This window comes from Chitinophaga sp. Ak27, from assembly GCF_012726295.1.
Classification (GTDB): Bacteria; Bacteroidota; Bacteroidia; order Chitinophagales; family Chitinophagaceae; genus Chitinophaga.
In genome coordinates this window covers 187,256-213,606 of sequence record NZ_JABAOB010000012.1, presented here as the reverse complement: position 1 = coordinate 213,606, position 26,351 = coordinate 187,256, and the positions used below count along the sequence as shown (strand labels likewise).

Below are 26,351 nucleotides of genomic sequence, written 5' to 3'. Positions count from 1 at the left end.
CAGGCGATTATCCACTACGTGTATAGAAAATGTCGATAATAGTCAATATAGCATTGGTAAAATCGACCCGGAATAGCGATTTTAGTAGATGCGCAAATACCAACTATTTTCCTGGGTTGCTTTTTTCTACTGCCTTGTCGTAGGACAAACCTTAACGGCACAGGATCGTGCCGCCGCAATTATATCTGCTTGTAAAGCGGTATTCACAGAGCCCCCCATTCATATTCCGTCCACCGTAGCCGTAGATGCTCCTTTACTGGGCAACGGATACAGTGCAGCTGCGCTGGGGGGAAAACCAGACAGCCTTTGTTTTTATCTGGCCAGAAACGATTTTTGGCGGCTTCAATCCGGGTTTAATGAATCCTTTCCCGCCGTACTTGGAAAATTGCAATTATCGATACCTGCATTAAAACATGCCAGCTACCGGGTGGAACAGTCGCTGTACAACGCCACTATGTCCGGGAAGTTCATTGACGGGGATACGCGACTGTTGCTTACCACCTACCTGAGTGCCACTGAAGACTTGCTGGTTATTCAATTACATAACGAGGGCCCGGCAACAGTGGAGGGTACGGCAGATTTACTGCTGCCACAGCGGGATCAGTTTAATATAAATCCCCCGTTGGAAAATAAGTTTGCTGATACCACCGCAGCAGGCGGGCAACATGCCGCTGTACAGTGGATCACCCGCGGCTTTACCCATGACGTATCTATTAACACGATGGCTGCTGCTGCCTGCAAGATGATCGGAGGAACGGGCAATCATTTCCGCTTGCAACAGGGGCAATCAGCAACGATTGTCTGCGCGTTATCCAGCAGCTTTAAAGAAAAAGATTATTTACAACAAACCATCCATAAAGTAGCCAGGCTCACTCCGCAGCGCCTGTCGGCCGCATACAAGGCGCACACCGCGTGGTGGAGTAAATTCTGGCATGAATCGTATGTAGATACCGGCGACAGCCTGTTGAATAAACAATATTATCTCTCTCACTATATCATGGCCTCCTGCAGCCGGGATGTTCATTTTCCCGCTTCCATTTTCGGCAGCTGGATCACCCGGGAAATTCCTGCCTGGAACGGCGACTATCATCTCAACTACAACTATATGGCACCGTACTACGCGTTGTATTCTTCCAATCACCTGGAACAGGCGGCGCCTTATGAGTCGCCCCTGATAGATTTTATGGAGAGAGGAAAATATTACTCCCGCAAAGTAACGGGCATTGCCGATGGTGTACTATACCCGGTAGGTATTGGTCCTATGGGGATAGAAAGCACGAGAAAAAATCAACTGATGGAAGCATATGCCCATCATTTTATAGAAAGTGGTAATGTTGAAGATGAAGGTTTGTTTTTCGGACAAAAGACCGATGCCGCTTATGCTCTTGTTAATATGGCGCCCGCATTTTATTATACCTACCGTAAAGCCTATGCGCAAAAAGTTTATCCCTACGTGAAGGCAGTGGCGCAGTTCTGGGCGCAATATCCCCGGTGGGAAAACGGGCGATACGTCATTGAGAATGATGCCATTCATGAAGGTACTATCGGTGACAGGAATCCTATACTGTCCCTGGGATTGGCGAGACTGGCCCTGCAAACAGCCATTGATGTCAGCAGGTTCCTGCAAACGGATAGTACGTACCGTATCCGCTGGGATAGCGTATTGACACACCTTGCTCCATATCCAACACAAATGAGGAATGACCGTAAGGTATTCCGGTATACCGAAACCGGAACTGCCTGGTGGGGGGATAATAGCCTGGGAATTCAGCATATCTTTCCTGCGGGGCAGATAGGGCCGGGAAGTGATACAGACTTGTTGCAGACCGCCAGGAATACTATCGGCGCCATGCAGCGGTGGATGGACAATAATGGTAGTAACAGCTTTTTCCCTGCTGCGGTAAGGGTAGGGTATCCGGCGGACAGTATCTGGTATTTCCTCCGTAAATACAGTTTGCATACCTATCCGAATGGCTTCCAGCTAAATAATCCGCATGGTATAGAGAATTGCAGCACGGTGCCGGCAACCATCAATGAAATGATGTGCATGAGTTACCAGGATGTATTGCGGTTATTTTCCGTGTGGCCATCTCACCAGGATGCCGCTTTCTGGAACCTGCGTGCCAGGGGAGCTTTCCTGGTATCTTCCCGGCTGGCAAACAATGAAGTGAGCTTTGTGTCGGTGAAGAGCGAACAAGGAAGGCGGCTGATGCTGGAAAATCCCTGGCCGGGGCAACAAGTGGTAGTAAAGAGTAGCCGTGGAACGGTACGGACGATGAAAGGAACGCGGTTGATCATGAGCACCCAGAAAGATGAAATCCTTTATTTTGAAAAAGCAAGTTCGTACCAGCCGGTTTCGGGAAATCATAATGGTCAATAATGAAATTTCCTTATTATTGTGGTGAAAATGAGCCAACGAGTTCAATTGTTAAACCAGTTAATCAATGTTAGCCTGGCTGTCATAGCCTAATTTTAACCACTTTAATTTATGAAGAGAATATTGACGCTCCTGTTAGGAACAGCATTTCTATTTTCCTGCAGTAAAAAGAAAGACGATAATACCGGCCCAAGTTCCGCTGATGCCAGTTGGAAGCTTGGTCAATACACCTACGTAAGAGGTACGTCTTCGCAATCCAGTACTACCAATAGTGGAAAGACTATCACAGCTATGGCCGTAAGCACCACCGGCGATGGGGGAAACCTTGGCGCTTTTTCCGGCAGCGCATTGACCTTTACCTTTTACAGCAACCTGGGAGAAGGTGAATACCGCCTGGGTACAACGGAAGCGATGGTGTCGAGCCCTGCTGCCCGCATTATCGTAATTAATTGCACCATTGGCACCGCCGTGAACACGGGCTCCCTGCTGTATTCTGTGCTGGGAACAGGAGGTACGGCCAGCGTGACGCTAGACAGCAAAGGGAAGTATCACGTGAGCGTGTCAACACCGGTTACTTTCAAAAAGGATATCGCGGTAAACGGGGGAATTCCTTCAGCGCAGGAAACATATGATCTGACGATCAAGAATGCATATTAAACCTGTTAACGATAAACGTAAAGCTGGCCAGGACTTGTTTCCTGGCCAGCTTTTTTAACGGTAAAGGTTTTCTTTAAACCGGTGGGCCAACAGGCCGGTAGCCAGTGCAGGATCTATGTCGGCTACGGTGATGCCAGCCTGCCCATAGGCGGCATGCGCAACGCAGCTGCCATCCGGCGCAATAATAGCACTCGCTGAATCGGGATAACGGGAAGCGTAATTAACGCTGGCAAAATAAATGGTGTTTTCCAATGCCCGCATCATCATCGCTTTTTCGTAGTAAGGATTGTCTTTGTGGCCCCATTCTGTAGGCGAGGGCCCTTCGGTATTACTACCCCCAAAATGTGGATGGAATACAACTGCTGCCCCTTGCCTCGCCGCCCATCTCACCGATTCCGGGTAACGGAATCCTTCATGGCAGATCGTAATGCCAAATTTTACTCCTTTTACCTCGAATATGCTACGCGCCGTGCCAGGTACCCATATATTATCTTCTGTAGGATCCAGCTGGTTTTTGGTTTGATAGCCCAACTTTTCACCCGTACCTGATATCACCCAGGCCACGTTGAGCAAGCCTTGTGGTTGATACCAATCCATGGGCATGATAATCGCTACGCCATTTTCTTTAGCAATGGCACCTACTTTATCCAGTGCCGCGGCTAGCTTTTCTGGTGTACGCTCTTCTGTATTCATGCCCGGATAGCCAGGTAGATAAGATTCCGGAAAACAGATAATGTCGGCATTTTGACCGGCGGCTTCTTTAACAAGTTGCGCTGTCCAATGCAAACCATCGCTGATGGAGGATGGGAAAGGAGGTGCAGCTAAAGCTATTTTCATGTGTTGGGTTTGTGCAATAATTTTTTTGAGAAAAGGAGTAATAATTCAATTAAGGTAATATATTTGCTGACGAGTGGAAAATGAAAAGTGAAAAATGAGCGTAACGCATTTTCATTATCCTAAACTGTCAGAAAGTATTGTTATTCCCCTTTGATTGTTAAAAATAGTATTAGTATAAAAAATCCTATATCATGAATTTAAATTTGTACCCTAGTTTATACCCGCGTAACAGGTATTCCAGTCATTTTTATTTGTTACCCGTTTAATGGCCTGACCCGCGTCCATTTTACTTTTAGGTTTGATATGTATTTGCCTGGCACGACGGGCCAGGGCATACTGTAGATTGTTATAAACGATCCCATTGAAATATTTTGCCCCTATACTAGCGATTTTATTATTTGTCCTGTGCTGTGAAAGTAGCGCCCAGCTGCGTTTACCCAACAGTAACAACCGGTTATTGGATACTGGCTTTTACTACATACACACAGGGTGTAAAATGATGTTGCCGGTATTAGTTGTACAGTATGAGCAACCGGTGGGAGATACGCGATATCAAGTCATCCGGCGAAAACATATTGAAACGTTACCACCAGTGGTACAGCATCCGAAGTTGATTACCATCCATGGTAACATCACTTATGATGGCTATTACCAGTATAATGCAGATACGCCTTTCCTGGAGCGGGATTTATACCAGCACACGTTGCAAACTACCCTGGATATTATGGTAAAGGAGGAATATCCCTTGCACGTTGCATTCAGTACCAGCATGGGTAATTCCCAATTTTTCCGGAATATCACTGGTGCTAATTTTCAGTATTACAACCAGGATTTCAAGAATCAGTTGTTAGCAAAAGCAAAGCGCTGGGATGCAGGGAAGTTAAAGCAAAAAATAGCCCTGGAGCAGTGGAAGGATAAGTTGGATAAAGACTGGAATGAACTTAACCAGTTAAAATCCTGGTTTACGGCTCCTGCACAGCTACAAAAGATGGCGGAACTAAAGGAGTATGAGTACCGGCGTCAGCTGGAAGATTCGTTGAAGAAAACCGTAGCGAGATGGAAGGATAGTGCAACAGCGTTACCGACGGCAAATATCTCGCGAAAAGATAGCATCCTATTGGGTTTCAGGAAAATGTATGACGAGAAGAAATTGCTCCTGGATTCATTAGTGGCTTTATATGCAAAGAATGAACGCTTATTTATACAGAAAGAAAAATCATATGTTGCCCGCAAAGGATCGTTGATGGATGCTTTACAACATAGCCGTAATGAAGGGGAATTGATATCGGAACTGGAATCTATGAACCTGCCTGATTCTATATTGCCTAAAGGATATAAGGCCATGTTGGCGGTGAAGTCATTGGGACTCGGACGTACGCTGGTCGACTATTCGGAGCTAACCGCAAAGAATATCAGCTTTATGGGTGTACAGGCAGAAGTGAACCCTTCCTGGTACGTGGCGTTTGCCACCGGGAAAGTAGACTACCGGTTCCGCGACTTTATTGTGAACGACAACCGGGTGCAGCAGTACCTGAATATGATTAGGATGGGGGTAGGTAAGAGAGACGATAACCATTTGATTCTATCTTTTTATACAGGAAAAAAGCAGGTATATAATTTTAACACGGGCACTTCAGCCGGTGGAGCGATTACGCCACCTGATTACAAGATCATGGGGTTATCCCTGGAGGGGCGCTGGCAGTTGAACCGGAATAACTATGTGATAGGAGAAGTGGCGAAGTCATCACTACCGTATTATGTGCGGAGCGTCAATCACCAGGGACTGGGTGGTAGTATGCTGGGCTTTAATGACCATAGTAATGAAGCATATGCCCTGAGTGCATTTTCATTTATACCGGCAACGAGCACACGTATAAATGGTATGTATAAACGCATGGGTGCTAATTTCCAATCATTCAGTTTATATGCTACCGGCTCAGCTCAGGATGCCTGGATGCTGCAGGTAACCCAGCCGTTTTTTAAACAACAGTTAACCCTTACCGGCAGCGTGCGACAAAATGTTTATACCAGCGTATTTGATAATGCAGCCTATAGAAGCAATACTATCTTTAAAAGTATCCAGGCCACGTTTCGCCGAAAAAGATGGCCGGTATTATCCGTGGGATACTTCCCGTCTTCCCAGCTGATGAAACTGAGTGAGGACAAATACGTAGAAAACCTCTTTTATACCCTGGTAGGTACAGGCAGTTATTATTACAATGTTCGCAATGTGCAGATGAACAGCATTGTATCTGCTACCAGGTTCTATAACCACCAGGCCGACAGTAACTTTGTGTATTTCAACAGTACCAATCTATTGTTGAATCAGACTGTTTTCCTCGGAAAGCTTACACTCAACGGGGGCGGATCTATGGCCACCAATACAGATTATGCGCTGTATGGTGCTGATGGCAGTGCACAATACCGGCTGTTGTCCTGGCTGGAGTTGGGAGCGGGGGTAAAGTATAATTATCAGACGGTGTATGAAATAAAGCAGTTTGGATACCTGGCTAATATGAGGCTGAATATACGGAAGATAGGAGAGATCACTGTGTCGGGTGACAAAGGATTTGTTCCGGGCGTTAATAAGCAACTGGTGCCGAATAAAACGGCAAGGTTAACCTATACCAAAATATTTTAAGTAATGACTATGAAAAAGTTCCTATGCCTGCTGTTGATACTGAGCGGTTTTCGTACAGCCGCCCAGGTGAGTATGACGGTGCAGCTGCCACCAGCTGGTGTATTGCTGAAATCCCAGCTATGGAATATCATGCTGGCATCTGCGGCTGGCAGGTCAATGGATGTACGGGTAACGATGCGTTTATCTGATGCGCGTACCAACCAGCCTATACTCACCGGCATTAGCCGTAGTTTAACGGTCAATAAGGGCGCCCGGCAATTGCAGGCAGCCGACCTGATGCCGGTGCACTATGAATATTTTTCTTCCACCATCGACTGGAGTGCGAATGGCTTGTTGCCTGCGGGTAATTACCTGGCTTGTTATAGCCTGTATATAGAAGGGGATAAATCGGGTACCCAGCCGGGGGAAGACTGTATGCCGTTTACAGTGGAACCAGTAAGCCCTCCGTTGTTAAATAGCCCGGCAGATAAAAGTGAATTGTCTTTTTCCCTGCCACAGTTTACATGGCTACCCCCTGCGCCGTTGAATATGTTCAGCGACCTGAATTATGATGTAACCTTAACAGAGGTACATGACCACCAATCACCGGCAGAAGCCATACAGCAGAATATTCCGGTACTACGGGCGCCCGGGTTGCGCAATATATTTATGAACTATCCTTCCGGCGGTGTTTCACTGGATACGGGTACCACGTATGCCTGGTCGGTTACAGCCCGTAACGGTAACCTTTTTGTGGCACAAACTGAAACCTGGACTTTCCGGGTGAAAGGAGCTGATAAGGTCATTGACTCTGCGAAAGGCGCATATGTGCAGTTGCGTAAGGAACTGGATGGAACAGTGGTGCGTTGTGGTGAATCTATCCAGGTAAGCTATGTGAATGAAACAGGCGATTCTACCGCCCGGTATGAGTTGCTGGCCCTGGATTATACCAGTAGAACCATTTTTACGGGCACGATATCTCTGAAAAGAGGTAGTAATCACCTGGATATACCATTGGGCTACAGGAGAGGGCTGGATGGAAATAAAATATATCTTTTCCGGTTGCTGAACGGCCGGAATGAGTATTGGCAAATGAAGTTCATCCGTGTCAGAAAAGATTAATACGATTAAAACCGATAACACCTTATACCTATAAAATAACGTGCAATGATACTGGCGCTTGCTGCAAAGAGGAAGAAGCTGATAGCGGGTGTGATGCTGTCGCTCATATATATGGAAGTGTTGGTTCCTGCCTATGCGGTGGGTGCTCCCGGGAATCCTGTCATAAGCGGGAGTTCCTCGTCAGGCATACTTCCAGCCAAGAACAAAACAATATTTGCTGACGGGCTTATTCCGGAAAGAAAAACCGGCAAGGCAGATAAAGTAGAGAAGGTGAAGGACGCCGGGAAGGCAGACAAGGCTACCGGCGGCCCCACGCAGCCGGAGAGTGAGGCATTTCACTCCGTGAACAGCGATAAAATGGTGGATCTTTTCAGTGGTGATTTTTCTTACAGTATCCCATTGATGGATGTAGGAGGATATCCCATTACCATCGGCTATAACAGTGGAATTACCATGGACCAGGAAGCCAGCTGGACGGGCCTTGGATGGAATATTAACCCCGGCGCTATTAATAGGAATATGCGGGGATTACCGGATGATTTTAATGGAGAGGATTCCATTAAGAAGACGCTGAGCATCAGAACCAACCAGACCATTGGTGGTGCCGGATCTTTCAGTGGTAAGATTTTTGGCACGCCCATAGAATTCACCGCCCATTTGGGTTTGTATCATAATAATTATACCGGCTGGGGAATGGAACAGGGTATTAACGCACAAATCCGTAGTGGCAATAAAAGTGCGGGTACACTAACAGGTGAGCTGAGCATTTCACAAAATACGCAAGGGGGCATCTCGCTCACGCCGGGTATTTCCGGAGATCTGTATGTACGGGACGCCAATGACAAAGGTGGGATGGCAGGAAATCTATCGCTGGGTCTACCTTTCAATTCGAGAGCCGGTATGAAAGCGCTGGAATTTTCAGGCGGAGTTACCAGGACACAGCGATTAGCCGTCATTCACAACAGCGACCGGCAAGGGAACTTTAAGGTAGGACTTTCCAGCTCCTTCAGTTTTGCCGCGCCTACTTATACGCCCACCATCAGCATGCCATATACCAGTGAAGCATATGCAGGCCAATTCGGCATGGGTGGGGAGCTTTTTGGAATCTATCCATATTATGGTATCAGTGGATATGTAACTACACAATATATAGCGGAGCCGGATAAATTTCAGAAACTACCTGCCTACGGTTACCTGTATCTTTATAATGGAGGGGCTAAAACCAATGCTTTATTGGATTATAACCGGGAGCGGGATATCCCGGCAAGAGAAGACAACCCGGCTATTGCTATGCCTTTTTATACTTATGACGCTTTTTCCATTAGTGGCGAAGGTACAGGTGGCATGTTCAGGGCCTATAGGAATGACATCGGTTATGTGTTTGACCACCCGATGAAAACCAGGGATAAGTCTGTTAGTGGGGGCGTGGAGCTGGGGTCTGGGTATGCCGCGCATATCGGGGCCGCATATACGCAGTCGCACGCATGGTCTGCCAATGGCCCCTGGAGAGATGAGAACCCGATGGCACAACTGATCAACTTCACTGATGTAGACAAAAATTATGAACCGGTATACTTCCGCAACCCGGGCGAAATGGCTGTTAACAATGGCTCGTTTTATAAAACAATTGGAGAATCCGATGTAGTCATGCCAGAACTTACCGGCCACCAAACCAGGCATATATCTACTACCGGTAACTTGTTGAGATACCGGGGAGGTAAGATTGTCGACAAAACTGCGCTAACAACTGCCAATGCAAGGAAAGTCGAGAGGGACAAACGTACACAACTCATCACCTATCTCACTGCTGAAGAAGCCAGTAAGGTGGGACTTAACAAGTTTATAGAAAACTATAAAGTAAACCAGTATACACTTAACAGCTGCGATATGAGGATGCCGGAAAACCTGGAGAGTGCACGAGGGTTCAAGGGGCGGGTAAAGCCTTTCCCTTCAGACGATAGTCAGTTCAGATACGGTACTTTCAGCGATATCAATTTCTGGAAATTGGAGCAGCTGTTTGCCAGGTCAACACCGCCCATGTTTACGGAAGTGAATAATAAAGCTTTTCGCTTATACGCCGATTGGGAATGCAGAGTATTGGCGCCAGTATCGGGTAAGTATGATATCAACGTACGATTTAACGACATTGGAGCACTTTATATCAATGATGTTCCTTTCCTGGAAGCCTGGGAGCATGATGTAGGTAATTATACCACCAGCGTAAACCTGGAAGCGGGAAAGATGTATAAGGTAAATGTCGCTTATATGAACCAGGAAGCTGATGGAGAATTTAATATGGATTGGGTATGTAACGGTACACATATCCCGCTTGAAAATTTCTTCCTGCCTGAACCAGCGGATACGCTGGATATGGGAGCTGTGTCCCTGGAAAGAAGGATTAACAATGTTCGTAAAAAACATCACATCTCCGAAATAGATGTATTGAATCCTGATGGACAAAAATACGTATATGGTTTACCGGTATATAACCTTGTACAAAGGGATGCTACTTTTTCGGTAGAGCATAAGCAGGGTAACAGTGAAGAGGGCACTACCGATTATACCGATGGAAAGGATAATACAGTGAAAAATACGTCGGGAAGAGATCATTACCTGAGTACGGAAGAAATCCCTGCCTATGCGCATACCTTCTTGCTCACCGGTATTGTATCATCCGACTATGTCGACCTGACAGGTAATGGCATCTCTGATGATGATCCCGGGAATGCCGTGAAGTTTAACTATTCAAAAACGGCGGGGAACGCTTATAGGTATAAATGGCGTACTCCTTATAACAATAAAGCCACTTTTAATGAAGGGCTCAAATCTGATTTCGACGATGATAAAGGAAGTTATGTATATGGAGAGAAGGAATTATGGTACCTCAACTCTATCGTATCCAAGAACATGGTGGCCACTTTTAAAGTGAGCGACCGCGCTGACTTACTTCCCATTACCGAAGACGGAAGGAAAGCAACTGGTAGCGGTTTGCCGAAAAAGCTGGATGAGATTAACCTGTATACAAAAGCTGACTTCCTGAAATATGGCAGCAACGCGGTACCGATAAAAACCGTGCATTTTGATTATACTTATGACCTGTGTCGTGGTATCAATGCGCCGGTAAACGACAGCGGTAAACTTACCTTAAAGCGGATCTGGTTCTCCTATAATGGTAACCAGAGCAGGGATAGCAAGCGCGCCCGGCAAAACAGCTATGTGTTCTACTACAATAGTAAGAATCCCGGCTACAATAGTAAGTCGTTCGATCGTTGGGGCAATTATAAGGATCCGCAACAGAATCCTCCTTCTGCTTCTCCACAAATTATTACTAATGCGGAATACCCCTATACATTGCAGGACAGTTCATTAATGGCTGCCAATGCTGCCGCCTGGACACTCGATTCTGTTCAGCTGCCATCCGGCGGGCGCATGAAAATTAACTACGAGAGCGATGATTATGCCTATGTGCAAAATAAGCGTGCAGCCAGAATGACGCCTATCGCAGGGCTTTCGAAAGACCGGCCGGCTTCACTATCAGATTTATCTGGCAGTCTTTACTCAGGCGTACCGGTAACTGATTACCTGTATGTATCTATGAATGTACCTAAAGCGGTTACTTCTACGAAAGAAGTGTTTAAAAGTTACCTGGAAGGATTAAATAATATGCTGTATTTCCGGCTCAATGTGAAAATGCCCTATGAGCCAGACAAAGAAGATAACGGAGCGGAATATATTTCCTGTTATGCCACGCTGGACAGTCTTGACTACGGATTTTATAATAACGGGCATACCATTTACGTCAAAATGCGCGCAGTGGAGCTGGATGGCGACGATGGGGGAAAATTCAGCCCGCTGGCTAATGCGTCCACCCAATTCCTGAAAGTCAATCTGCCCTTTAAGGCTTATCCCGGAACACAAATGGAAGAGATGTCGCCGGTGGGCGCTATCAAGATGCTGGCTACCATGGTATACTCTATACACAGTGAGCTGGAAGGATTTCCCAAGGCGAGTAGAAAACGCGGTGCCGCAAGAGACCTGGATTTGAGCCGTTCTTTTGCCCGGCTGAATGACCCATTTTATAAAAAATATGGCGGCGGCTTGCGGGTAAAAAGTATCCTGATTTATGACCACTGGAATGCTATGACCGGGCAGAAAGAGTCGGTGTATGGTACTGTTTACAACTATACTACTACGAAGTTAATAGACGGCAAGAAAGTGGAAATCAGCAGCGGAGTTGCCTCTTACGAGCCTATCCTGGGCGGGGAGGAAAACTCCTGGCATACCCCGTTGGTATATAAAGACAGGATCGGAAAGTTGATTCCTGCCGTATCCAGCTATGTAGAAACGCCTATGGGTGAGTCGCTGTTTCCTGCGCCGTCAGTAGGATATAGCAAGGTGCAGTCCCGCTCTATCAATACCAAAAATACCCGTTCGGCGAATGGGTATGAAGAAACCTGTTTTTATACAACGTACGACTTCCCTACATTGGTATCATTTTCCGCACTTGATCCCGGCGTAACGCGCATGGGTTATACACCAGGCTTGGGAAGTATTCTGAAGATAAATACGGCACGCCACCTGGTGGAATCACAAGGGTTTGTAGTAGAGCTGAATGACATGAATGGTAAGATGAAATCGCAGGCGGTGTATGCGGAAGGAGGAAGTGAGCCTATTTCATCGACTACGAATTACTATCGGGTAGATAATCAACAACAGGAGTTTAAGCACCTGAACAACCGGGTACTGTCTATGAATGCAAATGGAGTCATAGACAGCAGCGCTATCATTGGTTTAGATGCGGAACTGATGGTGGATATGCGGGAGCAGGTATCCAAAACGCAGGGGATGGTATTGAATGCCGGTGTAGACATCTTTACCATAGGCCCCTGGCCGTTTACCCCTAGTTTTTCTTTTATTTACCCGCAAAGTGAGGAGAAGAAATTCCGCTCCTGTGCTACCACCAAAGTCATTTACCGCCATGGTATCCTGGATAGCGTTATTGCCACCAATAAAGGCAGTAGGGTTACTACACAAAACTTGTTGTTCGACAGTGAAACAGGAAGTGTGTTACTCACCGCTACCCGGAATGAATTCGGTGATTCTATTTACCAGTTTAACTACCCGGCAGCCTGGGTATACGATGGTATGAGCGGCGCCTATAAAAATATCAACACCACGCTGAAAAATGTGACCATCAAGGCGGGTAAGCTAATTACGAGTCTATGGCCTTACACAGTGGAAGATTATTTTTCTTCCGGTGATGAAATCCTGATGTATAGCAAAGTGCAGGTTGATACCGCGGCATGTTCTACGTTATTGGCTTCCTTCCCGGGCAGCACAAAGATCTGGGCGGTAGATGCCAATGCCCTGAATGGTAATCCTCCTAGCATTTACTTCGTTACCAAAGAGGGGGCGCCGGTTACGGGAGAGCTCATTACCTCTATGAAAATTGTCCGTTCTGGCAGAAGAAACATAGGCGCCAGTATCGGTACTGTTACCATGATGAAAAATCCGTTGGAACGCACACCATCCGGTTATTCACTGGTGATCGATAAACGAAAAAATATTATTAACGCTTCCATGGTGGAATATAAGCAGAACTGGCATGTGGAAGATTCGAAGAAATCGGCTACCAATTGCGTATACCAGTAACGCTGTTAAAAAGGAAATTATGAAGATCCTGAAAATTGTATTTGTACTGTTGATGTTGACCGGTGTAAAAGTATGGGCGCAGCAGCCAACATCAATAGATGCCCGCCTGCAGGGTACCTGGCATATCAGAAGCGTAACGGCTACCTACTCTCATATGCAAACAGGCGCCTTATTGCAACAGAAGGAAATCACCGCGTCTGATTCCATCCAGCGGCTTAGCGGAAGCATATTTCTCCGCCTGGAATTTGCCGGTAATGAATGTACGGCTAAGCAAGCTTATAGCAGGCAAACCTGGAGTTGTGCCAGCAGAGATACGGGTGTGCTGGAATTTAAGCAGCTTCCCCTGGGGCCGGAAAAGATGCCAAACGATCCCCAACAGCAACCGCCTTTACGCTGGCCTTACCGGTTCGATCAAACAGGGCAATTAACAGCCGGACCCTTTACTATCGGGTATATGGATGCCAGTGGGAAGCCAGTTAAGGTACTGTACAGCTGCCATTATATCAAAGACTAAGCAGGTTGTAAATATATTATTAAGCCCTATACCCAATTGAAGATGGGACAATTTATAAAGTGGAATAAAGTAGCAGGAGGAATATGGTTGCTGGTGCTGATACTGGGTGGTAACTGTTTACAGGCACAATGCAGTAACTGGCACATCGAAACGGTGATAGACAGTGCTACCTGTGCTGCAGATGGCCGTATTACCATATCCATTCAAGGCGTTGATGCTGCCAATCTCGATAGCTTTCATTACAGCCTGACGCCACAGTTTACGGGAGGAAATTCGATCTATCAGAGTACTACACCGGTAATGCAGAACCTAAAGCCTGGTGCTTACCGGATTACAGTGGATGCATTGTGCAGTCAGCAGCCGGTTTCACAGATATTGGATGTAACGGTGCCAGGTAGTTATAGGGAGTTGACGGCCGCCGTTTTTCTCAAAAGAAATGCACTGCATAGCTGTAATACTGGACAGATCCAGGTAAATATGAACCAAGGCAGGCTGCCTTACCGGATTGTCCTCACAGCATATCCGGCTTCCTATGCCGGGCCTAAGAGCTTTGTTACCAACCAGGCTTATTTGGTAGTAGATAGTTTATCAGTGGGTAGCTATACAGTATCAGTTACTGACGCTTGCTCCACCACGCCAGCTATAGGAGGGGTGCAGGTATCCCAACTCCCGGCTCTTACCGGGGGGTATATAAGTCCGTTCCTAACAAGCATGAATAATTGTAACAGCTTTATTACTTATTTATATATGAATTTGTCCGGACTTCCGGGTTATTCTCAAGATGATCTTCAACTTGTTTACAGCGCATCTCTTGATAGCGGTCCAAAGACACCCTATCGTCCATTAAATGGCTCAAATGACACTTTCTTACTGGCAGCAGGAAAAACAATGAAAGATTATTATGGAAAGCAAATTGCGTTCTATGTAAAGGGCCCCTGCCAGGATGAGATAAGAAATATCCGTTCGATTAGCAATCCTGGTTTCCGCTATACGGTTAATAGGGATTGTAACAACCATTTTAGTTTCAACACACTTTATTATTATCAGGATTTTTTCTGCAATCCGTTGGTTATAACATTGGAAAATAGAGAGACCGGTTATGTGTTAACGGATACAGTATCTTATAATGTTGGGTCATATCAAAATTCACGGCAGTTTCCACTCGGGAAGTATAAATTGAAAGTCGTTTCAGGGGATAGTGCAGTCCTTTATCAAGATACACAATTCGATGTATTAGAGTTGGATACAATAAGCCCATATAGTGTGGTGCCGTCTCCCTCAAATTATTCGTTATATGGGCAAAGTGGTGCTGGCCAATTTGTTGTGTCTAGCAGATACAGTCCTTTTCCTGTCGGAACAACTATACGGATTATATATCCTTTTACGACAACCGGCGTGACAGTTTCTTCTGGTAATAATTATACCTACTATCTACAAAACAAGGATGATGGATCGGTTCTTTCTCCCGGCTATTATGTAGTTAGAGTATCAGATCCTTGTAAAAGGAAAGATTATGACTTCCCCGTTTATATCAGTGATGATAATGTCTTTTATTATCATTGGTCTTATACCATGGAGAGGACTTGTTTAGGGATGAAGATAACGCCATCTGGAACTGTACGATTTGGAGCGAGTACGGAAGGGGGAAAATATATAATAATGTCGGCAACAGCCCCTTATCCAGTAGGAGTTATTAGCGAAGGAGAGTCGTTTGTATTGCCATTTGCGGGGACCTATACCATTGGGATGTCGGATTTGGAGTGGGTATTTGACTTCGGCGACAACGTCAAAACCATCACCTTCGAAGACTCTCCCCTGAAAACCCGCGCCGACAGCACCCTCGGCTGGGTATGCCCCGGCGATCCCAATAACGCCGGCCATATTAAAATCCGCGCTGCCTTCGGCAACAGTACCACCAGCCATTACCTGTACAAACTGGCGGCAGATGGGAATGGGGAAACAGGGCCTTACCTGGACAGTAATTATACCGGCAATTTCGATGGCAGCAGCAATTACCAGCTGATGAGAAACGCCAGTTACCAGGTGAAGATCATCGATGATTGTAACGCCTCTATTGTGCAACGGGTAACCATTCTCGACTTTGCCAATTTCCAGGTGATCACTACTGATAAGCCGCTGTTTTGTATCAACGACGAGGTATACCTCAGGGCGTTTAACCTGCCTACTACCGCCAAATATTATAGCTGGACCGGGCCTAATAGTTTTACCAGCACCGATCAGATAGTAACCTTGCACCAGGTGAAACCTAAAGACGAAGGCGTATATCATGTATCTATCAGTTCAGATATGTGTAGCCGTCCTATAGAAGGCAGTGTAAACATCCGTTTGGCACCTTATGTAACATATTGTTATAGCGCGGTGACAGATACCAGCGTGAATCCTTATACATTCGGTATGCTGGGTAACTGGCGTCCTTCCCGTTCTTATGTTTACTATGGCGCCCGGGCGCAGTCGAGCACTGCACAGGCAACCAATGTTCGCTCAGACGGTGCATTTGATGCCTTCAGCAGTTTCTGGAAACAACAAACCAAAGGCTGGGCAAAAGACGCCAGCTACGATACCACTGCCTGGGTGTGGAATGCGGAAAGTACCATTTTCAACAAGAAAGGATTTGAACTGGAGAATAAAGACCCGCTGGGTCGCTACAACGCTGCGCTCTATGGGTACGACAATGCCATCCCGGTGGCCACCGTTCAGAATAGCCGCTACCGGGAGGCTGCCTTCGATGGGTTTGAAGATTATTCGTTTGTAAGTGGTAAGTGCGATGACGGCGCCTGCCCGGTAGACCGGCGGCTGGACTTCAGCAACTATATCCCCAAAATGGATACCACACAGCATCATACCGGCCGTTATAGCTTACGCCTGGAGGCCAATGATACTGTACAGGTGAAAGTGCCGGTAATAGCTACAGAAACTACCATCAACTCGCCCCGGTTTATCCTTGGATCCAGCGCGTGTACCCCTTACCAGGTGCTGAGTAATGTGAAGGTAGACAGCACCATATTATTACCGCCATTTTCCCCGGTGGCCGGCAATAGTATGCTTTTCAGTGTGTGGGTAAAAGAGGAACAGGATTGTAAATGCACTGCTTATACGCATAGTAAAATAACCCTGTTCGTAGCCGGCGATACCCGGCTCACGGCAGATGTAACGCCAGTAGGGAGTATCATCGATGGCTGGCAACGGTATGAGCGGGTAGTTGACCTCCCGGTAGGAAGCACTGGTCTCAGCGTAGTAATGGCAACTACCGGCGGCACACGGGTGTACCTGGATGACCTGCGTTTCCATCCTTATCATGCCAACATGAAATCTTTTGTGTATGATCCGCAGAACCTTCGCCTGATGGCCGAATTGGATGAAAACAATTACGCCACCTTCTATGAATATGATGATGATGGTACCCTTACGCGTGTGAAGAAAGAAACAGAGCGGGGCGTTAAAACTATTAAAGAAACAAGGAACGGTTTTATAAAAGAAGACAATGAATAATAGCGGTATGTCAATAGCAAAATGGTGTTTGTTGCTGCTATTGATCAGCAGTAGCTGGCAAACAACGGCACAATCGAAAGATACAGCCGCGCTATTGGCTGTTTTCAAAAAAATGCAACAGGACCTTATAAGCCGCCCGGTTTCTTACGAGGTGAAGATCAGCTACACCCGCCTGGATGCCCCGGGCACTGCTCCCGACACGGTATCTGGCATGGTGAAGATCGCCGGCCGTCAACTGCATTACCTCATGGATGGTGTGGAAACCATCTCTAATGAAAGGTATACGATTACCCTGTTTCACCAGGATAAAACCATGTACCTGAATAAGCCGGTTACTACGCCGGAACAAGAGATGGTGGCCGTGGCCAACCTTTCCCAGGTAGTTGGAGAGGTGAAGGAATGGTCCCTTAAAACAGAAGGGAAAGAGAAAATATTACAACTTACTTATCCTGCAGGACTGCAGTATAAGCAGGCCGTTTTTATCATAGATGCCCGCAGTGGTTATTTGAAGAGCACCCGTATCACAATGGACGTACTGGCAGAAGATACCTTGCACACCGTAGAAGTATATTCCCGTTTTGTTAACTATCAGCCTATCCCCAACGGTTATAATGGATTCAATGAAAGCAACTATTTCACCAGGAAAGGAGATGATTTCATTGTTACACCAACATACCGCGACTATCAGATTTTTAAAGCATCGCCGAACCTATAGAAATATATGAGACCTTATTTGCTCAAAATATCCCGTACCCTGTTGTTGCTCCTGAGCAGTATCCTGTTGCTTGGTTTGGCCGGCTATGCGCAGCAGGGCCGGGGAGTGTTGATTAAACGAACCCTGGATGGTGCCAAAGGCCAGCTGGCAAAAGATTCTGCCATCAACGTACAGGATGATGTATATTTTGATGCTGCTATCAAAAGCCGTCTTGACACGCCTTACCTGGTTCGCAATAGCGTTACCTTGCGTATCAATGAGTATGCAGGGATATACCTGCCGGATACTTTCAGCGCTACGGTAAACGTCCGTATTTTCTATACTGCGCCAGACTTGAGCACATATTCTACCGATCGTAGCCTGACGATCAATTATGATACCGCTCATCCCTATAGTTTGCGCAATAGTTTTGTATTTAGCAATGCTCACCAGGTAAAGGTGCAGGTATTGAGCGTTACCACCAATGCGTCCAGAAATGTAATTCCCGCACTGGTATTGGATAATGAGATGGAAGTACACCCGGTATATAAACTGGATTGCCAGGCCAATGCTATTACTACCATTACGTCCAATCAGCCAGCAAATACAGATTCTACGGATGAAATTACTGTCAGTTGGCCGGCAGTAGCTGGTGCAGATGTATACGACCTGGAATGGGCGTATATAGATTCCAGCGCCCTGGAGGCCAACAGGTATGGCAGCCCCGTTGTGCCAGCACTGGTTTTTCAGGATAATACCACGCGTGTAACCATCTCCGGAAATAGTTATGCTATTCCTTTGCTTTACGATAAAGTAGGGGTACTGTTTTATAGGGTAAGAGCGGTGCAGGAAAAGAATAATGATGTGAGAATAGAAACAGCCTGGAGTTCCAGCTTCCCAGGCGGTATGGGCAGCTATACTTTCGACGGGCATCAACATCAATTGAACTGGCAGTCCAGTATTTCATTTGCCGAAGATGGCAAGCGAAAAGTAGTATTGCAATATTATGATGGTAGTTTACGTAACCGTCAAACGGTTACCAAAGACAATACCACTAATCAAACGGTGGTGGCGGAAAGCTTATACGATTACCAGGGACGCCCGGTTATACAGGTATTACCTGCGCCTACGCTTAACCAGGTAATGAAATATACCCGTAACCTCAATAGTGCTATCAACGGAGGCGAGTATGATAAAAATCAATATGACCGTATTAATCAACCTTCCGATATCCTGACGGCCAGCGCTCCCGCTATGAGTACCAGCTCTGGGGCCAACCAGTATTATTCACCGGCCAACCCGGAAAAAAATACCGGCATCAATCAATACCTGCCGGATGCCCAGGGATATGCTTTTACAGAAACGATCTATACACCTGATAATACCGGCCGTGTTAGCCGCCAGGGAGGAGTGGGCGCTGCATTTAAAATTGGCAGCAACCACGAAACAAAATACTACTATGGCGATGCAGAGCAGGAAAACCTGGATGCACTGTTTGGTACAGAAGCCGGGTTAAGCAGTCACTATAGCAAAAATGCCGTAGAAGATGCCAACGGCCAGGTTTCGGTGAGCTATATCGATATGCATGGCCGCACGGTAGCTACCGCGCTGGCCGGCGAGGCGTGGAATAAAAGCCTCACAGATTTGCCGGATAAAGTAGTAAAAACAGAAACAGATTCACTCTCCGGCGCAGGCAGTACGGCTAAAGAAGATCAGGCGTTGATCACTCATCGTTCTATTCCTGTATTGATGGATGGTACTTATACCTTTACCTACGAAATGGATCCTCCCACGTTGAAAAAAGTGGGTTGCAATAACGATACTACCAGCTATCTGGGGCTATATGATTTGCAGGTACATATTACAGACGATGCCTGGAACCTTCACCTGGGAGGCGCTCCATTTGATACGGTACTGCATAACTATACACCTGATCTCCAGGTGAATGATAATGGGAAGCTATCACTTTCCTTCTCCCTTTACCTGGTAAAAGGTACTTATGAAGTAACAAAGACATTATCCATCAGCCAGGTGGCGATGGACTATTACCGCGATAGCACCTTCCTGAAACATAATGTGTGTACAACGCTGGAGGAAATAAGGGAAGCGCAACTGGCAGAAAAGCGTAAGCTGCTATGTGCTCCCGCCTGCGCTGGTTGCGAAGATTCATTACGCACCGATGGCGACGATATACGGGCAATGATGCTGGAGGATATGAGCCCGCCATCCGGACAATATGCCTTGTTGGCCGATAGCAGTAACAGTAGCGCCATTGCCTATTCGATATTATTTAGTAATAACGGGGCACCGGTTTACAAACGCAGCGACATTAACTATCTGAATGCAGATGGCAGCCCGTCAATGATATTGAATGCGGTGACTAATACAATGGTAAAGCCACAGGAGCTACCTCCCCTGGAATTTGCCGATGCCTTTCAACCATCCTGGGCCGAAGCGTTGTTAAAATACCATCCGGAGTTTTGTAAACTTAGCTTTGTGTCGGGCGACCAGCTGAAGAAGGCGCAGTTGTGGGAAAAGGATTTCCTGGCTACGGATACCTACTTTGGCGCAAAACAAAAAGGATACCTGGCGCCACTGTCGGGCAGTACTGCCGATCCATTGACGGCGTTGATGCCGGATTACCTGAACACTGAAATGAATAAGTTCAGGTCAGCGTCTAACCAGCCTATGACGTTGCTGGGAATGGCCATTGTATCGACTATCTGCGATCAGACTGCCAGCTGCTCAGATACCTATGCGGCTTACACGCCTTCCCAGGCGGAGAGCAGCTTCTGTGGCCCGGATCTGGACATGGTATGGCGTACCTTCCGGTCGTTATACCTGAACATTCACCGGACTGGGGTCGATAATTATATAAATAGTAATTGCCCGGGCGGAAGTCAACAAGCCAGTGCCTTGATGGCCATAGGTAAAGCCCCCAGGTTTGTGGTAGCTTCCAATGTATTGCAACAAACCGGTGCTGATGCTATCAACAACAGTATACAGCAGTCGTCCAACCAGGCCCAGGCAGCACAGGATGCCATGAACCAGGTTTATTACCAGCAGATAGATACGCTGGCAGATAGATGGCTAAAGCAATTGGCGCCTTGTAAGTATGATGCAGGTGCTTTAGGAGAGATAAAAATGAAGCTGCTGGCGTTATGTAAGGCCAGCGCGGATAACAACCATCCGTACGGGGCCAGTACCTTGAAACCAGGTGCTTCCAATCCGTACACCAGCTTCCAGGCTATACTGGCTGAATATAACGATAGGCATCAGATCACTGATCCGTTAATTTGTAACGGAGAAATGATCACCTTCCCGGCTCCTTACGATAAACAACCAGCCACCGCGAACAACTTTAGCTTTAAGAAGCCCCAGGAATGTGAATGTAATAACCTCAATGCACTGAATGCAGAATATCAGCAGCTTAAATTGCCTGCTGATGCTAATTTCTCTGCCTACCTCTTGCGCAAGCGCGGTGTGAAAATTGCGCAGACTGACCTGGATGATTTACTGGCTGCCTGCGGCAGCAACACGGCCAATTGTAACTACCTGCCCAAGCCTGTAAAAATACCTACCTTAATACAATGTAATATAGCGGCGCCCTGCGTGAACTGCGCGGTAACCGATAGCCTGTATAACGCGTTTGTGACAGCTTATCCGGGTGTAACGCCGGCCTATGATGAAACGGATTCGATACAGCGGAAGAAAAATGTGTTGTTCGCTGCCTTTATGAATAGCCGGCTTGGCTTCCATGAAAATGCCGGTACCTACCTCGAATTCCTGGATAGCTGCCATCAATCAACTAATCGTGGCACGCCAGTATGTATTAAAGTAGCAGGCACCGGGAAGATGGTCAATACCTATTCCAACGGAGGACAGGACAGCATTACCGACGTGCGGGCAGTAGCCGGTGGATTTATTTTGGCAGGTAGCACAACAGGTTGCAGTGTGGGCGGGAAAGACGCTTACATTATAAAAACGGATCTGCAGGGTAATCTCCAGTGGTCTAAAACTTACGGCGGAACAGAAGACGATGTTTTCCGCAGGTTGATACCTACCGCAGATAGCGGCTATATTGGTATTGGTACCACTTACTCCTTCTGTTTCCCGCAAGGAGCCATGCTGTTGGTAAAAACCGCTGCAGATGGTACCATGGTGTGGAATAAAACCATCGATTTTGGAGATGCCAACGGCGCTATAGGCAGTGACATCGTGGAAACCAGCACAGGCAATTTTGCCATTGCAGGGTTACGTACAACCGCTGGCGTTAGTACCGAATGGATTACCGGTGTATTGACACCCGGGGGAGACCTGTTATGGCTGAAACAAACCGGCGGTAACAGTTCAGGAGGGATGCTACGTATGGCATCTTCTTCCAGTACGGATACTACCATCGCGCCTAAAGACGTGATTAGCCTCATAGCCAGTAACGATACATTGATTGCTGCTACTACTATGAAAGGCCAGAGCAGTGAACAGGCCCCGGTACTGTTTAAACAGAACCTGGCCACCGGGGCAGAGTTGTTTATGATGCAATACCAACCAATTGGTATGGGCAATTGTGTTGTAAACAACCTGCTGAAAACCGCTACCGGCTATAAAATGGTGGTAGCCGGCAGTAATGTGGCAGGGGAGCTGTTAGATATTGATAATACAGGCCTCTCCGCAATTGGTAAACAACTGAAAAACCTCTCCGGTAGCCAAAGCTGGACAGCCACTACCACCGCAGATGGGGGCGTGATGTCGGCCGCCTCCACACAAGACGTATATTGGAGCAAGTGGGGAGCAGGCAATAGTTTGCAAACAACCAGTCATGTACAATTACCAGGCAACGATAAAGTATATAAGATAGCGGAAGCCTCCGATGGCCGTTTGGCTGGTGCTGGTCTATATAACGGTCAGGCCATGCTGATGTTGGCCAACAAAGATGGAAAGAGCGGCTGTTCAGATAAGAATGAAAGCCTGACTGCACAAACAGACAACCCGTCTTTGATTGCACTGGCTACGCAAGCCACGCTGTACCTGTCTGACAGGTACATCAATACCGTGGCGGTAGTGGAAAGCAATTGCCAGCCAACTGCCAATACAATTTCCTGCCCGGGCATAGACAGCTGTTTTATGATATACACCGGGCTGTTATGCGGCAACGCTACACCTGTATATGACGAGGATCCGTTGACGCCAGTCACTTCCTGCGCTGATAGCCTGGCTATGGCAGATAATATTGCCAATATTATCTACAATGCTATCGTTGATTCTGTGGCAAATGACTTCAACAGCACTTATATTAATACAGCACTGGATGCCCGGGAGCGGTTTGCTGTAACGCATAATTCCGCAGAGTATCACTATACGTTATATTATTACGACCAGGCAGGCAACCTGGTGAAAACCATACCACCGGCCGGCGTGGTGAAAGATCGTTCAGACGACTGGCTGAGAAGAGTAAGAACCGCCCGTGAGCAAGGCGTAGCATTAACCGTGCAGCACCGCCTGCCAACAGAATACCGTTACAATACGCTCAACGGCATGGTGGAACAAAAGACGCCGGATGCAGGCGTATCCCGCTATTGGTACGATCGCCTGGGCCGGGTGGCGGTATCGCAGAACGCTCAACAGGTGGCCAATGCAGCCTATAGCTACACCCTGTATGATAACCTGGGAAGGATTACGGAAGTGGGTGAAATTAACAGCAGTGCTTCCATGTCGGATGTGATCAGTCGTGATCCGGTGGCTTTATCTGCCTGGATACAGGCAGCTGGCAGCAGCCGTACGCAAATTACCAGGACTGTATATGACCAACCTTACGGATTTATTGAAGGAATAGACTGGAAAGCTACCAACCTGCGCAACCGTGTGGCCTGGAGCGCTGTATACAATAGGGTAGCAGACACCATCCCTGGTGGTCAGGCCTCTGCTACTTATTATAGTTACGATATCCACGGTAACGTACGTACGCTATTGCAGGATTATAACCCCGGTACAGAAGTAAATGCCAGCAACCGTTTCAAGAAAATCAATTATTCCTACGACCTGGTAAGCGGAAAAGTCAATACCGTCAGCTATCAGCCAGGCAAGGCAGATGCTTTCTATCACCGGTATAGCTACGACGCAGAAAACCGGTTAACCAACGTGGAAACGAGTCGCGATAGCTTATACTGGGAAAATGACGCGTACTACCAGTACTATAAGCATGGTCCGTTGGCCCGGTCGGTAATTGGCCAGGCACAGGTACAGGGTATCGACTACGCCTATACGTTACAAGGTTGGCTGAAAGGTATTAACAGCAGTGCCATTGGTACCGGTAAAGATATCGGTCTGGATGGCGCTACCAACGGCATCACCGCGAAAGATGTGTTTGGATTTGGTCTGCACTATTTTGGTGACAGCGATTATGTATCCGTATCCGGTAAACGTCCGTTTGCAGGAGCAGCCGGCGTATTGAAACCGCTCTACAATGGTAACATCGGCGCTATGAGCGTTAACCTGCCAAAAGCCGGTGACCCTTTGCTGTACACTTACAGGTACGATGCGCTGAACCGCCTGGTAGGCATGGAAGCCAACCGTGGCCTGGAACAAACCACTAACACCTGGACGCCGCTTGCCATCAACGATTATAAAGAAGATATTACCTACGATGCCAACGGTAACATTCTGACTTATCATCGGAATGGTAATAAGCCTTCGCCCATGGACCAGCTGACCTACCACTATCAACCGGGCACCAACAAACTGTCGTGGATAAACGATAGCATCGCTGCAGGGCAGTATGATACCGACATTGACGATCAGCTGACTGGTAATTACCAATACGATTCCATAGGTAATCTTATCCGTGATAAAGGCGCTAACCTCGATAGCGTTGTATGGACAGTATATGGAAAAATAGCCCGGATCCGGAAGGCAGACGGCACACTTATCACTTACACCTATGACGCAGCCGGCAATCGTATCAGCAAACAAGTAGGGAATACCATTACCCGTTATGTACGCGATGCCACCGGTAACGTAATGAGTATCTACGTATCCGGCGACCCTGCTATTAATAATGGGCAGTTGAGCCAGACAGAAACGCCGGTTTATGGAAGCAGCCGTTTAGGAATGGATACCAGGATTACCGCCGTACAACAGGATACCTTCCCGGAAGTATATAAATTAACCGGTGTGGGAGATGCACAATTCACTAACTTTATGCGTAGGTATAAGGTCTTTGAATTAAGTAACCATTTGGAGAATGTGCTGGCTACCGTGTCGGATGATAAACTGGGTGTTTCCCTGGATAGTAGCGTAGTAGATCATTATGAAGCCCGTGTTATTTCGGCACAGGATTATGCGCCGTTTGGTATGGGGCTATTGGGTAGGTCGATGAATAGTAGTGGGTATCGCTGGGGTTTCAATGGGAAGGAGAATGATAATGAAGTGAAGGGAGAGGGGAACCAGCAGGATTATGGGATGAGGGTGTATGATCCGAGGATTGGCAAGTTTTTGAGTGTGGATCCGTTGACAAAAAGTTATCCGATGTTGACGCCGTACCAGTTTGCAAGCAATAGACCCATTGACGGAGTGGATATTGATGGAAAGGAATGGGGCAATTCAACTTCGGTAGTGACAACTGGTGTCAACACAGCTGGTGGGCTTGGTTATGGCGCGAACTATGCAATTCGGATTGGTACTGCTTACGATATGATTGGTAAAACTCAATTTGCATTATCCTCTACCATAAACCCGACGAATCAAGATCTAAGCGATGGGAGTAAGAATCCAACTTTGGTTATAGGAGCTGAAGGTGGAGGCGATGCTGCGTATCAATGGATACATAAACCAACATTTGAGCAGGCAATGAATTCATTAGGATTTTCTATGTCAACAGTAGGTCTTAAATTGGGATTGGGAGGAAGTTTGACTTTTGGAGAAGATAATGCGGGAATATCCTTAGGCTATGGAATAGGAGGAACGATCAAAACTGGGAATCAGACGGTGGTGCTGGCTTCGATTTCAATTACAACGGCGGAAAAAAATGCCAAGACACACGCTTTGGGGGTTTGGAGTGTTGAAAATGTTTCGCCTATGAGAGATGAGAACGATAATATTGTTGGATATATAGGAGATTTAATAGAGACAAATTTGAAGAACCCTTTTGCTCCTAAAACTAATCATACTGGTATCAGAGTTACATCTGATGCTATGTCGACAGTTAAAACCATTAATGGGAAAAAAGTGCAGGAGACCACCCCCGTAAATAACTGGAAGAGCTTTGATTATAAATCAGAAGAAGAAAAAGTAAGTAATTAGAAAGTTCGATATTTTAAGGTTCATTAATTTATAAATAACATATGTTTAACGAGCGACAGTTTAAAATATG

10 protein-coding genes are annotated in these 26,351 nt (G+C 46.7%); 9 read left to right on the top strand and 1 reads right to left on the bottom strand.

Annotation, left to right across the window (positions count from 1 at the left end; genetic code table 11):
• Positions 1 to 88 precede the first annotated feature (88 nt).
• Together HGH90_RS29925 and HGH90_RS29920 are read left to right on the top strand one after the other, a co-directional pair.
• Complete coding sequence (locus HGH90_RS29925) at positions 89 to 2,380, top strand: glycosyl hydrolase family 95 catalytic domain-containing protein (RefSeq protein ID WP_169192631.1); 2,292 nt, start codon at positions 89 to 91, stop codon at positions 2,378 to 2,380.
• A 108-nt stretch (positions 2,381 to 2,488) separates the two neighbouring features.
• Complete coding sequence (locus HGH90_RS29920) at positions 2,489 to 3,034, top strand: hypothetical protein (protein ID WP_168764682.1); 546 nt, start codon at positions 2,489 to 2,491, stop codon at positions 3,032 to 3,034.
• A gap of 54 nt (positions 3,035 to 3,088) precedes the next feature.
• On the opposite strand, the gene HGH90_RS29915 is transcribed toward HGH90_RS29920, so the two are convergent.
• A complete protein-coding gene (locus HGH90_RS29915; protein WP_168764681.1) occupies positions 3,089 to 3,871 on the bottom strand; it encodes a carbon-nitrogen hydrolase family protein in 783 nt (260 codons plus the stop codon).
• Between the two features lie 361 nt (positions 3,872 to 4,232).
• Here HGH90_RS29915 and HGH90_RS29910 point away from each other — a divergent pair, with 361 nt between their 5' ends.
• Genes HGH90_RS29910 through HGH90_RS29880 form a run of 7 tightly spaced genes read left to right on the top strand, consistent with a single transcriptional unit; the run spans position 4,233 to position 26,281 of the window.
• The gene (locus HGH90_RS29910; RefSeq protein ID WP_168764680.1) at positions 4,233 to 6,512 is read left to right on the top strand and encodes a hypothetical protein; all 2,280 of its coding nucleotides are present in this window, start codon (positions 4,233 to 4,235) and stop codon (positions 6,510 to 6,512) included.
• A 9-nt stretch (positions 6,513 to 6,521) separates the two neighbouring features.
• A complete protein-coding gene (locus HGH90_RS29905) occupies positions 6,522 to 7,613 on the top strand; it encodes a hypothetical protein (RefSeq protein WP_169192630.1) in 1,092 nt (363 codons plus the stop codon).
• Positions 7,614 to 7,658: 45 nt separating this feature from the next.
• Positions 7,659 to 13,265 carry a PA14 domain-containing protein gene (locus tag HGH90_RS29900; protein ID WP_168764678.1) on the top strand — a complete coding sequence of 1,869 codons (5,607 nt, stop codon included), beginning with the start codon at positions 7,659 to 7,661 and terminating at the stop codon, positions 13,263 to 13,265.
• Positions 13,266 to 13,284: 19 nt separating this feature from the next.
• Positions 13,285 to 13,779 (top strand): hypothetical protein, encoded by a 495-nt coding sequence (locus tag HGH90_RS29895; RefSeq protein ID WP_169192629.1) that lies wholly within the window; start codon positions 13,285 to 13,287, stop codon positions 13,777 to 13,779.
• A gap of 42 nt (positions 13,780 to 13,821) precedes the next feature.
• The gene (locus tag HGH90_RS29890) at positions 13,822 to 17,289 is read left to right on the top strand and encodes a hypothetical protein (RefSeq protein WP_168764676.1); all 3,468 of its coding nucleotides are present in this window, start codon (positions 13,822 to 13,824) and stop codon (positions 17,287 to 17,289) included.
• 7 nt (positions 17,290 to 17,296) lie between these two features.
• A complete protein-coding gene (locus HGH90_RS29885) occupies positions 17,297 to 18,004 on the top strand; it encodes a hypothetical protein (RefSeq protein WP_168764675.1) in 708 nt (235 codons plus the stop codon).
• 6 nt (positions 18,005 to 18,010) lie between these two features.
• Positions 18,011 to 26,281, top strand: coding sequence for an RHS repeat protein (locus HGH90_RS29880; protein ID WP_169192628.1), 8,271 nt, complete (start codon positions 18,011 to 18,013; stop codon positions 26,279 to 26,281).
• The last annotated feature ends 70 nt before the right edge of the window (positions 26,282 to 26,351 follow it).

Bases quoted from the DNA above. Each gene is read 5' to 3' on its own strand.
- HGH90_RS29925 (WP_169192631.1), top strand. From the start codon at position 89: ATGCGCAAATACCAACTATTTTCCTGGGTTGCTTTTTTCTACTGCCTT.
- HGH90_RS29920 (WP_168764682.1), top strand. From the start codon at position 2,489: ATGAAGAGAATATTGACGCTCCTGTTAGGAACAGCATTTCTATTTTCC.
- HGH90_RS29915 (WP_168764681.1), bottom strand. From the start codon at position 3,871: ATGAAAATAGCTTTAGCTGCACCTCCTTTCCCATCCTCCATCAGCGAT.
- HGH90_RS29905 (WP_169192630.1), top strand. From the start codon at position 6,522: ATGAAAAAGTTCCTATGCCTGCTGTTGATACTGAGCGGTTTTCGTACA.
- HGH90_RS29900 (WP_168764678.1), top strand. From the start codon at position 7,659: ATGATACTGGCGCTTGCTGCAAAGAGGAAGAAGCTGATAGCGGGTGTG.
- HGH90_RS29895 (WP_169192629.1), top strand. From the start codon at position 13,285: ATGAAGATCCTGAAAATTGTATTTGTACTGTTGATGTTGACCGGTGTA.
- HGH90_RS29890 (WP_168764676.1), top strand. From the start codon at position 13,822: ATGGGACAATTTATAAAGTGGAATAAAGTAGCAGGAGGAATATGGTTG.
- HGH90_RS29885 (WP_168764675.1), top strand. From the start codon at position 17,297: ATGTCAATAGCAAAATGGTGTTTGTTGCTGCTATTGATCAGCAGTAGC.
- HGH90_RS29880 (WP_169192628.1), top strand. From the start codon at position 18,011: ATGAGACCTTATTTGCTCAAAATATCCCGTACCCTGTTGTTGCTCCTG.